The sequence below is a fragment of the Clostridium sp. 7_2_43FAA genome (genome assembly GCF_000158375.2).
GTDB lineage: Bacteria > Bacillota > Clostridia > Clostridiales > Clostridiaceae > Clostridium > Clostridium tertium.
Map to the genome: position 1 here is coordinate 40,622 of NZ_JH815222.1, position 12,409 is coordinate 53,030.

At 28.2% G+C, this 12,409-nt stretch carries 11 protein-coding genes; all 11 read left to right on the top strand.

The window, feature by feature from the left end; translation table 11 throughout:
- Nucleotides 1-57 precede the first annotated feature (57 nt).
- A complete protein-coding gene (spoIIR, locus tag CSBG_RS01780) occupies nucleotides 58-723 on the top strand; it encodes a stage II sporulation protein R (RefSeq protein WP_008676560.1) in 666 nt (221 codons plus the stop codon).
- Between the two features lie 243 nt (nucleotides 724-966).
- Complete coding sequence (locus tag CSBG_RS01785) at nucleotides 967-1,383, top strand: DUF1934 domain-containing protein (RefSeq protein WP_008676561.1); 417 nt, start codon at nucleotides 967-969, stop codon at nucleotides 1,381-1,383.
- 126 nt (nucleotides 1,384-1,509) lie between these two features.
- Nucleotides 1,510-1,812 (top strand): hypothetical protein, encoded by a 303-nt coding sequence (locus CSBG_RS01790; protein ID WP_008676563.1) that lies wholly within the window; start codon nucleotides 1,510-1,512, stop codon nucleotides 1,810-1,812.
- Between the two features lie 171 nt (nucleotides 1,813-1,983).
- Nucleotides 1,984-3,585 (top strand): CTP synthase, encoded by a 1,602-nt coding sequence (locus tag CSBG_RS01795; RefSeq protein WP_008676565.1) that lies wholly within the window; start codon nucleotides 1,984-1,986, stop codon nucleotides 3,583-3,585.
- 483 nt (nucleotides 3,586-4,068) lie between these two features.
- A complete protein-coding gene (locus tag CSBG_RS01800; protein WP_008676567.1) occupies nucleotides 4,069-5,820 on the top strand; it encodes a histidine kinase in 1,752 nt (583 codons plus the stop codon).
- A 13-nt stretch (nucleotides 5,821-5,833) separates the two neighbouring features.
- Nucleotides 5,834-6,583: a response regulator gene (locus tag CSBG_RS01805; protein WP_008676570.1), complete on the top strand. Its 750-nt coding sequence runs from the start codon at nucleotides 5,834-5,836 to the stop codon at nucleotides 6,581-6,583.
- A 204-nt stretch (nucleotides 6,584-6,787) separates the two neighbouring features.
- Nucleotides 6,788-7,867 (top strand): BMP family ABC transporter substrate-binding protein, encoded by a 1,080-nt coding sequence (locus CSBG_RS01810; RefSeq protein ID WP_008676572.1) that lies wholly within the window; start codon nucleotides 6,788-6,790, stop codon nucleotides 7,865-7,867.
- A gap of 14 nt (nucleotides 7,868-7,881) precedes the next feature.
- On the top strand, nucleotides 7,882-9,186 hold the full coding sequence (locus CSBG_RS01815) for a pyrimidine-nucleoside phosphorylase (RefSeq protein ID WP_008676574.1): 1,305 nt from the start codon (nucleotides 7,882-7,884) through the stop codon (nucleotides 9,184-9,186).
- Between the two features lie 22 nt (nucleotides 9,187-9,208).
- Nucleotides 9,209-9,874 carry a deoxyribose-phosphate aldolase gene (deoC, locus tag CSBG_RS01820; RefSeq protein ID WP_008676575.1) on the top strand — a complete coding sequence of 222 codons (666 nt, stop codon included), beginning with the start codon at nucleotides 9,209-9,211 and terminating at the stop codon, nucleotides 9,872-9,874.
- Nucleotides 9,875-10,133: 259 nt separating this feature from the next.
- On the top strand, nucleotides 10,134-11,156 hold the full coding sequence (locus CSBG_RS01825; protein ID WP_008676576.1) for a LacI family DNA-binding transcriptional regulator: 1,023 nt from the start codon (nucleotides 10,134-10,136) through the stop codon (nucleotides 11,154-11,156).
- A 106-nt stretch (nucleotides 11,157-11,262) separates the two neighbouring features.
- On the top strand, nucleotides 11,263-12,363 hold the full coding sequence (locus CSBG_RS01830; RefSeq protein ID WP_008676577.1) for a BMP family ABC transporter substrate-binding protein: 1,101 nt from the start codon (nucleotides 11,263-11,265) through the stop codon (nucleotides 12,361-12,363).
- The last annotated feature ends 46 nt before the right edge of the window (nucleotides 12,364-12,409 follow it).

Sequence of the window (12,409 nt, forward strand, 5' to 3'; positions counted from 1 at the left end):
TTGTAAGTATAAACCTCCGAAATGTGGCAATAATTTAGCTATAAGGGGGTTTTAAAAATGAGGAAAAGAATTTTTATTATTATGTGTTTAATATTTATTATATTTAGTATTACAGGATGCTCGAGCTCTATTATTGGACAAGGTAATGAAGAAAATAATGAATTGGCTTATGAAGATATTGTAAATGAGATAATAAGATTTCATGTTATAGCTAATAGCGATAGTGAAGAAGATCAAAATTTAAAATTAAAGGTAAGAGATAGAGTTATAGAGTATGTTTCAGATAAATTAAAGGATTGTAAAGATTTAAGTGAAGCAAGAGAATTTATAGTTAATAATAAATCTACAATAGAATCTATTGCAAAAGATACTATTATTGAAAATGGACATTCATATGAAGTAACAAGTATGCTTTCAAGAGAAAATTTCCCTGATAAGGTTTATGGTGACTTAGTTTTTCCTCAAGGAGAATATGAGGCTTATAGAATTTTAATAGGTGAAGCAAAAGGACAAAATTGGTGGTGTGTAATGTTTCCTCCTTTGTGCTTTGTAGATGGAACAAAGGATGCGGTGGATTCTAAGGAAATTGAAAAAAAGATATCTGAAGGAAAAGATAAAGATGAAAATGATATAAAGTCTACAACTAAAAATAAAAATAAAAAAGCTAAGATTAAATTTAAATCTAAAATATTTGAAGTTCTGTTTAAAGACAAGGAGAAATAATCTATAAAAGTTAAAATATAAATCTTGATAATTTATGATAATAAATTTAAACTATACTTTATAAACAAATTATAAGATGATAAAAATTAAATATGAATCTAAAGTATATTACTAAATAAAAATATTTTATTATATTTAAAGGCTTATATATGATTTAGACAAGCTTATTTTAGTTTTTATGATATTAAGGACAAAGAATTACAAAAGTATTTAAAGGATATAAAGTTAAATGGAGGGGATTAGATGAAAAAGAAAGCAGTTATATCATTAAGAAGTTTTAATGATTTAGATAAGGATGATGTTATAGAAGTTGTTACCCCAGGAGAGTTTTTTGTAACAGAAGATGGATTTAAAGCTGTATATGAAGAGACAGAAATATCAGGAATGAATGGAACAACAACTACTCTAACTATGCTTGATGATGCTTTACTACTTGAGAGGGAAGGTAGTACAAGTGCAAAAATGGATTTTAAGAAAGGTGAGACTTCTATATCATTATATAATACTCCATACGGAGTTTTAGATCTACAAATACATACAGAATATTTAGATGTGGATATAAATGAAAATGGTGGTGACATAGTAGCTAAATATTCAATGGAGCTTGCTGGACAACCTCCGATAACAACTAAATTAGCAGTAAATGTTAAGACAAATTAAATTAAAATCATTAATCTTAGTAACTAAAGGGATATTTAAACTTTTTTACTAAGATTTTTATTTTTTAAATAGAAATGAATATATAATATAAATAATGGAAATAATATAGAAAATAGAGGTGATATTGTGAATTGTGCAAATAACTTAGACAAAACAACTATAGTTATAAATGTTTTATGTGCACACTTAGGAATTGACGCAATAGAAATTAATGAAAAATTAAAAAAGAAAGAAAATAAATATATATTTCTTTTGTTATTAAAGAATTATAAATGTCTTGATAAGGAAAAAGTAAAAGAAATGCTTGAAGTTATTAGTGATAAGAGTATTAATTATAATATTAATAAAGCTCAAGAAAAATTATTGGTAAATAAAGAGTTTAGAGAAATGTATTTCAAAATTGAAGAGGGATTAAATAAAATAATATAAATAAAAATAAAAAAGTACTAGAATTTTTTATTTTTCTATGATATCATACTACTTATTAAATTTAGGCATTATAAACCCATCATAAATAGTGAGGTAATTATGATTATATCAAGTAGGGGATTTAGTGTCAAGAAAATAAATTAAAAAATTTTATTTTTTTGGAGGAAAAGTATGAAAACTAAGTACGTATTTGTAACGGGAGGAGTAGTATCTTCTTTAGGCAAAGGAATAACAGCAGCTTCGTTAGGTAGATTATTAAAAAATAGGGGACTTAAGGTTTCTATACAAAAATTCGATCCATATCTGAATGTTGATCCAGGAACGATGAGTCCATATCAGCATGGAGAAGTATTTGTTACGGATGATGGAGCAGAGACAGATCTAGACTTAGGGCATTATGAAAGGTTTATAGATGAAAATTTAAGTCAAAGTAATAATGTTACAACAGGTAGAATATATTGGTCTGTAATATCTAAAGAAAGAAGAGGGGAATACTTAGGTGGAACAGTTCAAGTAATACCACATATTACAAATGCAATAAAAGATAGAGTTTATAGAGTAGCTAAAGAAAAAGAAGTAGACGTAGTAATTACTGAAATTGGTGGAACAGTTGGAGATATAGAGTCTCAGCCATTTCTTGAAGCAATAAGACAAATTAAATATGAGGTTGGTAGAGAAAATGTATGCTTTATACATGTAACTTTAGTTCCTTACTTAGGAAAAGCTGGAGAGTTAAAAACAAAGCCAACTCAACATTCAGTTAAAGAGTTAAGAAGTATAGGCATACAACCAGACATTATTGTTTGTAGATCACAAAAGGAGTTATCAGAAGATATAAAATCTAAAATAGGATTGTTCTGTAATTTAGAAGCTAAATGTGTTATACAAAATTTAGATGCTGAACACTTGTATGAAGTTCCACTTATGTTACATAAAGAAGGATTAGATAGATTAGTTTGTGAAAAGTTAGAATTGGGTTGTAGAGATATAGATAATACTGAGTGGATAGAAATGGTTCATAAAGTAAAGAATCTAAGGGAAAATGTAAAGATAGCTTTAGTAGGAAAATATGTAGAGTTACATGATGCTTATATTTCAATAGTTGAAGCTTTAAATCATGGTGGGTTAGCTAACAATTGTAATGTGGAGATTAAATGGATTAATGCAGAAGATGTTAATAAAGATAATAGCAATGAAATTTTAGGGGATTGCAATGGCATTTTAGTTCCAGGAGGTTTCGGAGATAGAGGAATTGAAGGAAAGATAGAAGCAATAAGATTTGCAAGAGAAAACAAGGTGCCATTTCTTGGCATATGTTTAGGAATGCAATGTTCAGTAATTGAATTTGCTAGAAATGTATTGGGATATGAAGGAGCAAATAGTGCTGAAATTGATCCTGAGACTAAATATCCAGTAATTGATATAATGCCTGATCAAAAGGATATAGAAGATTTAGGCGGTACTATGAGATTAGGCTTATATCCTTGTAAGTTAGAGAAGGATAGTAGAGCTTATGAAGTTTATAGTAATGAATTAATATATGAAAGACATAGGCATAGATATGAATTTAATAATGAGTTTAGAAAAGCTGTAGAGGAAGCCGGTATGGATATCACTGGAACTAGTCCGGATGGAAGACTAGTAGAAATTGTTGAAATTAAAAATCATCCATGGTATGTTTCAGTGCAATTCCATCCAGAATTAAAGTCAAGACCCAATAGACCACATCCATTATTTATTGGATTGATTAATGCTGCATTAGTTAAAAAATAGATATCAGAAATCTATTTAATATAAAATTTAATTTATTTAAGTTCAAGTAAAATTTATTTACTTAAAAAAGTTAATCTTTTATTTTTCTAAAGGAAATTGCGTTTCGTGAGACCCTTTTAAACCATTTATTTTACTTACTTAAAGACGTTTTTAAACTTAAATAGAAATTTTTATATATTATTTATATATTCGCAAAAAGGGAAGTTCGAGTTAGAACTTCCCTTTTTATTAGATAATATCAAAATTTATTTTTATACAGCTTCTTTTATTATTAATAACAATATATAAATAAGTTACTAGAATAATGACTGTATTTATATACTATAAATTACTTAGATATTTTTAGTATTAAATCATCATAGTAACTTATATATTTGATATATTTAAATACTTTTAGTGGAATAAAGATAGACATATATGAGATAATTTTAGTAAAATAATTTGTATAAAAGATACAAATATATTATAAGAGGATTTAAGCTTATGAAAACAAAGAGTATAACTTTAAAGTTATGTTTACTTTTAAACTTATTTATAGTAACTGTTTCTATAGTCATAGGGACATGGTCGATAAAGGATACAAATAAGATAGTTCAAGTTGAAATGGGGAAAATGAACAGCGAAATTTTGGAGGAGGTTTCAGATAATATTTCTATATTAGTATCAAATATTGAAGAGATTGGAAATAACATTGTTGAAGATAATAAATTAGTAAGTGCATTATCTATTAGAGCAGATGAAGTAATTGAAAATACAGAGGATGTTATTGATTCAAGTAAATATGTAGAAGGATTATTAAACGAACAAGTATGGAAATATGGAAAGTATAATATGAAGCCAGAGCTTTATTTAATTTCTGAAAACGGTTTAAATTTTAGTACGTATTCTAAAAATAAATATACTATGGACTCAATAAAGAGTGAGCTTTGGTATAACAAAATAATTGAGGCTAATGGTAAAACTGTTCTTATTAGTACATTTGAAGACGAAGAGGGGATAGGTCCTTATAAATGTATATTTAGAATGGGGAGAGTAATAAAGGACTTAATTACAGGTGAGACCTTAGGAGTGCTTATCATGGATGTAAGTGAAAAAATGCTTTATGATAGGTATAATAAGATTATTAAAGATGGTAGAAATATATATATTATAGATATAAAAGGAAATATAATATCAAGTAAAGATAAAAGGTTAATAGGAGAAAATTATTATAAAGAATTAGATTACGGAAACTACATAGAAACAGAGGAGTGGTACTCCATATTTAAAAGAGATAATGTAGAGTTTATGAAGATAGTATCTACATTAGATAGATATGGATGGTCAATAGTTGAAGAAATACCGCTACATATAGTTAGACAACCTATAAAGCAAATAACACAAAAATTCTTACTTACTTTAATTTTAGTAGTAATTGTTTCATTTATAGTTATTTATAAGATTTCTGTTTGGGTTACTAAGCCTGTTATAAATATAAAAAATACAATAGAAAAAGTAATGTGTGGAAATTTAAAAGTTAAAGTTAAAGTTGATAGGGATGATGAAATCGGTATGTTAGAGGAATCTTTTAACGATATGGTTAAATGGTTAGATGATTCCATAGAGGAAATAAAGGAAAAGGAGAAACAAAAACGTATAGCAGAGTTAAGCTTTTTACAAGCTCAAATTAATCCTCATTTTCTATATAATACTTTAAGTGGGGTTAGATTTTTAGTTTCTATGAATAGAAATGATGATGCAGAAGAGATGTTATATAAATTTTCTAAATTGTTAAGAAATATATTGCCTAGAGCTAGCGAACTTATTTCATTAGAAGATGAGATAGAAATAATTAAAACTTATATAGAACTTCAGCAAATTAGATACCCTGATGGATTCAAAGTAGATATAGCTATAGATGAAAAAATAAAAAATACAATGGTTCCAGCATTAATATTACAGCCAATTGTTGAAAATGCTATTTTTTATAGTATGGAAAGTGAAAATAATAAAGGTGAAATAAAAATAAACGGTTATGTAAACCATGAATATATAATTATAGAAATAAGTGATAATGGTAAAGGAATGAGTAGCATTCAAATAAATAATGTTTTTAAGAATAAAGAATCTATAAACAGGGTAGGGGTGATTAACGTTCATGAAAGGATACAATTAAATTATGGAAAGGAATATGGTATTGAGATAAAAAGCCAAGAAGGAAAAGGGACAATAGTGATATTTAAATTACCTAAATAAAGGAGGATGAATTATGTTAAATATACTAGTTGTAGAGGATGAGGGTCCAATAAGAGACTGGATTAGATATACTATAAAAAATATTTCAGATGATTTTAATATAATAGGGAGCGTAAGTAATGGAAAAGAAGCTTATGATATTGCTTTGAAAAATCCACCGGATGTTATTATAACAGATATAAAGATGCCTGTTATGGATGGAATAGAATTATCTAAAAGAATAAAAGAAGTGATACCAGAGGTGTATATAATAATACTAACAAATTTTGCAGAGTTTTCATATGCTAAGGAAGCTATAAGTTGTGGAGTTTATGAGTATTTAATAAAATCAGATATTAGGCCCAAGGAGCTTAGTGAAATACTAAATAAAATAAATGCAATAATAAAATCCAAGATCGAAATTAAGGATGAAGAGAAATTGGATAAACATAATATTGTTAAGCCTAAAGCATATTCAAGATCTATAGAGAAAGCTTTAAAGTATATAGATGATAATTATAAAAAACATATTTCTCTTATGGATGTAGCAAAACATATATATTTATCACACGAATATTTTTCTAGACTTTTTAAAGAAGAAGTAGGAGAAAACTTTAGCACTTATTTAACTATTTATAGAATAAAGAAAGCTAAAGAATTAATAAAAAATACAGATATGAAGATATCTCAAATTGCCTTAGAAGTAGGGTATTCTAATGCTGGATATTTTTCTAAAAACTATAAAAGGTATACAGGAATTTCACCAGAGGAAGATAGATATTGATAATGTTATAACGAAATGTCAAATAAATTATAAAAAATCAATATTTTACAGATATAAGATAGATAATAATTAAATGTTAATAAAATTATATCCAAATAATTCTATTCAATATCAATATTCTTTATATAAAGTAGGATTTTATTTATGTATAATTATATTGAATAAAAGATATTGCAAGTTATTATCCATTATAAAGGAGATTAAATGATTAAAAATTTAAATAGAATATTGATGGGAGCATTAATATTAGTTATAACAATAATTTTTGTAGCATCCTTAGGTGTTAATATGAATAATAGCTTAAAACCAAAAGAAGAAAAAAATTTAAAAGTAGCTGTTGTTTTTACTGGAAGTGGATTAGGAGATAAATCCTTTAATGATTTAATTTACGATGGTTTACTAAAGGCACAGAAGGAGTTAGGTGTAGAATTTGATTACTCAGAACCTATATATCCTGAAGAATATGAAAAGAGTTTAATAGAATTTGCAGAAACAGAAGAATATCAATTAATAATTGCTGTTGGTCCTGAACAAGAAGGTGATGTGAAAGCGGTTTCAAAAAGATATCCTAATCAAAAGTTTACTTTAATAGATTCAAAGGTTGATGCTAAAAATATAAGTTCCATTTATACAAGATGGGAAGAACAAGCATTTTTAAATGGCGTTATTTCAGGAATATTAAGTAAAGGAGATTATGAAAAAACAGGATATATGAGTAAAGCTGGAGTAATATTAGGAATGGAAGTTCCACATCTAAGAGAAGGAGCTATAGGGTTTGAAGCTGGATTTAAATATATTAATCCAGATGGGGAAGTAATTACAGCAGTAGTAAACGATTTTAAAAATCCGCTTAAGGCTAGAGAAACTTCATTGTTGATGTATAGCAAAGGAGTTAAATATATACAACACTTAGCAGGAGCATCAGGGCTTGGGGTATTCTCAGCAGCTAAGGAAAGTGGCGGATATGCTTTTGGAGTAGATGAAAATCAAAACTATTTTGATCCGAGCGTTATAATCTCTACAGCTACAAGATATATGAATCAAATTATTTTTAATGAAATCAAATATATGAATGATAATACTTGGAATGATGGAGTTCATTTATCAGGATTAAAAGAAGGGATTATAGATATTACTAGGGAAGGATCAGAAGTGGAATTAGATCCAATAGTTATGAAAACTGTTAACAAAATAAAATCAAAGATAGTAAATGATGAATTAACTATACCTAAGAGTAAAGAAGAACTTGAAACTTGGGTTAAATTAAATAAATACGAAGAATAAATGGAGGTTTTAGTATGAGAGCTTTTGATATTATTGCAAAGAAGAGAGATAAAAAAGAGTTGAGTAAAGAGGAAATAGAATTTTTTATAGAAGGTTATACTAAAGGCGAGGTTACTGATTATCAAACGTCTGCATTGTTGATGGCGATATATTTAAATGGATTTAGTAAAGAAGAAACAGTTAATTTAACAATGGCTATGATTAAATCAGGAGATGTTGTTGATTTAAGTGAAATAAATGGAATAAAAGTTGATAAGCATAGTACTGGTGGAGTTGGAGATAAAACGTCTCTAATATTGGTACCTATGGTTGCAGCAGCTGGAGGAAAGGTTGCTAAATTATCAGGAAGGGGTCTAGGACACACAGGAGGAACTCTTGATAAGCTTGAAGCAATACCAGGATTTGATATAAATGTATCAAAAGAAAACTTTATAAACTTTGTTAATAAATCAGGACTTGTAATAGCTGGACAAACACAGAATATAGTACCTGCTGATAAGAAAATATATGCACTTAGAGATGTTACTGCTACTATAGATAGTATTCCTTTGATAGCAGCTAGTATAATGAGCAAAAAAATTGCTTCAGGGTCAGATGCTATATTATTAGATGTTAAATATGGTGATGGCGCATTTATGAAAACTAAGGAAGATGCTGAAAAACTTGCAGAAGCTATGGTTTCTATAGGTAAGGGCTTAAATAGAAATACATCAGCAGCTATAACTTTAAATGGAGAACCTTTAGGATATGCAATAGGAAATGCGTTGGAAATTCAAGAAGTAATAGAAGTTTTAAGTGATAGAGGTCCAGAAGATCTAAGAGAGTTATGTTTAAGACTTGGTGCTCAAATGCTTAAGTTATCTAATATAGAGGTGGATGTAAATAAAGGAAGAGCTATTTTAGAGGAAGTTCTTAAGAATGGAAAAGCTCTTGAAAAATTAAAAGAACTTGTAGCTAATCAAGGTGGAGATGTAAGCGTAATAGAAGATAAGAATCTATTTACTATTGCAGAAATAGCACATGAAGTAAAAGCCCAAGAAGAAGGGTATGTATATGAATTGAATGCAGAAAAGGTAGGAATAGCTTCATTATTAGCAGGGGCAGGAAGAGAAACTAAAGATGATGTAATAGATTATGGTGCAGGTATAATATTATCTAAAAAGATGGGAAGCTATGTTAATAAAGGTGATATATTAGCTACTATATATACAAGTGATATGAGCAGAATTGAAAAATCTGAAGAGATGCTTTTATCAGCATATACAATGTCCAATGAAAAGCCAGCTAAAGTAGACATAATACACAAGATAATTGAGTAAGAAAAGGAGTTAGGAGATAGAAATGGATATAAAAGATATATTAAAAACAGTTGATCATACATTACTTTTACAAACATCTACATGGGACGAAATAAAAGTTATATGTGACGATGGAATGAAATATGGAGTTGCATCAGTATGCATTCCACCTTCTTTTGTGAAAAGAGCAAAAGGATATGTTGGAGAAGCTTTAAAGATATGCACTGTAATAGGATTCCCGAATGGATATAATACAACAGAGGTAAAAGTTTTTGAAACTAGAGATGCTATACAAAAAGGTGCGGATGAAATTGATATGGTAATAAATATAGGAATGGTAAAGGAAAAAAACTATGACTATATAACTAACGAAATAAGAGAAATAAAAGAAGCATGTGAAGATAAAATATTAAAAGTAATAATAGAAACGTGTCTTTTAACGGAAGAAGAAAAGATTGTATTGTGTGATTGTGTTACAAAAGCTGGAGCAGACTTTATAAAAACATCAACTGGTTTTAGTAATGGTGGAGCGACTATTGAAGATATAGAGTTGTTCAAAAAGTATGTTGGAAAAGATGTAAAGATTAAAGCTGCCGGTGGAGTAAAGAGTATTGAAAAAGCAGAAGAATTTATAGAAAAGGGAGCTTCAAGACTTGGTACAAGTTCTATAATTAAAATAATGAATAATGAAGAAGTTAAGGGATATTAAATACTTTTGAATTAATAATACCTAAATTTTAATATAGTAAGAAGTATTTTAATGGTATATGGTAATATTACCTGTATTTATAGAAAAGTTTAATTAAAAGACAGAAAAATTTTATTATCGTAGCTTATAAGTTAGAAAAAAATATCAAAATTTATATTTATTAGAATTTGGGACTAGTATAAATCAATATAATAGATATATAATATGCATATAGGAGAAAATTATTAATTTTGATCAGAGATGCATAAGGAGAAATGAAATGGCAGTAACCATAGATGATATAGCAAAACAAGCAGGTGTATCTTCTGCAACGATTTCAAGGGTATTAAATAATTCATCTTATGTAAAAGACGAGACAAAAGAAAAAGTGCTAAAAGTTATTGAAGAAATGAATTATGTTCCAAGTGCAATAGCAAGAAGTCTTTCGAAAAGAGAGACAAACACTATAGGCATAATAGTACCAGATATAACAAATTCATATTTTGGTGAGATAATAAAAGGTATAAGTAAAGTTGCAGAAGAAGTTGGTTTGAACATAATATTATTTAACACAAATAATGATGTGAAAAGCGAGATAAAAGCTCTAGATGAGGTTAAGAAACATAGATTAAAGGGAGTTATTATGACGCCCGGATTTGGAGATACTGAGTTTCAAGATATATTTACTGATATGATAAACAGCATAAATATACCAATTGTATTGGTTTCTGCAGACCTAAATTATATAGACTTAAATGGAGTATTTGTTGATGATATAAAAGGCGGATATGATGCTACAAATTTATTAATAAATAAGGGACACAATAAAATAGGAATAATAACAGGGATAATAAGTTCAAGTTCAGCAGTAAATAGGCTTAATGGATATAAAAAGGCATTGATCGAAAATAATATTTCAATTATGGATCATTATATAAAAGAGGGAAAATTTAATTTAGATAAGGCTTATGAAATAACTAAAGAATTTTTAGATATGACTAATCCACCTACTGCAATAATTTCATGCAGTAATAGAATGACTTTAGGTGTTATTAAAGCTTTATTTGAAAGAAAAAAGAAGATTCCTAAGGATATAGCTTTAGTTGGATTTAATAAAATTGATCTTATAGATATAGTAGGTATTAATTTAACTTATATAGAAGACTCTCCAATCGAATTGGGACAATCATCTATAAGGCTGCTTCTAGAAATATTTGAATCTAATGAAAAAAATAAAATTAAAAGAATAAAGATACCACCTAAAGTAATTTCAAATGGATCAGAAGATAAGGTTGGTCAATAAAAAAATTTAATCTGATTTGTAAGCGGTATCAATGATTAATATTATTTAACGACGCACTTCTTTGTATATCAAAGATTGCTATATATTATTTTATGGAGGGATTATTATGAAAAAAAAGCTAATAGCACTAACACTTGCAGCTCTTATGGTCACTGGTCTTGTAGGTTGTGGCGGTAAGGGAAATGAAGGAGAAGGAGAAGCTAAAAAAGATTTAAAAGTAGGTATGGTTACTGATGCAGGTACTATTGATGACAAATCATTTAACCAAGGTACTTGGGAAGGTATAGAAAAAGCTAAAGCTGATTTAAAAATTGAAAGTAATTATTTAAAGCCAGCTGGAACTACAGAAGCAGATTATATGAAAGAAATAGGAAATCTTTTTGATACAGATTATAAATTTATAGTTACTCCTGGATTCAAATTTGAGACAGCTATATTCCAAGCTCAAGATAAGTATCCAGATGCTAAGTTTGTAATCATAGACGGAGCTCCTAACAATGGAAAAACAGGAGCAGATAGAGTAGAAAAAGTTGGTGACAATGCAGTTGCTATATTCTTTGCTGAACATGAAGCTGGTTTCTTAGCAGGTGTAGCTGCTTCTCTTCAATTAAAAGAAGGTGAATTAGGTTTCATAGGTGGAATGGAAATACCATCAGTTCAAAAGTTTAACTGGGGATTCCAACAAGGTGTTAAGTATGCAAATGAAAATCTTGGAACAAAGATGAATATTAAAGCAGAAAACGTAGTTTATCAAGGTTCATTTGATAACGTAGCAGCAGGACAACAATTAGCAGCAACTATGTTTGATAATGGAGTTAAAGCTATATTTACAGCTGCTGGTGGAGTTGGAGTTGGAGCTATAAATGAAGCTAAGACAAGAGCAACAGCAGGAAAAGAAGCATGGATAGTTGGAGTTGACGTTGACCAATATGCAGATGGTATATACAAAGATGATAAATCAATCATTTTAACTTCTGCTATGAAGAAAGTAGATTCAGCTTCATATGAAATGGTTAAGGCTGAATTAGATGGTAAATTCCCAGGTGGACAAACTTTAACTTTTGATGCTAAAAATGATGGAATTGGAATTCCAAAAGAAAATCCAAATTTAAGTAAAGAAACTACAGATAAAGTTGATGAAATATTCAATCAAATTAAAGAAGGTAAAATCACAGTAGCTGGTGAAAAAGGCGATTTAATTAAATAATTATATAAGGAAATTAAGGTACAAAGACCTTTAAACTTTTACCTTT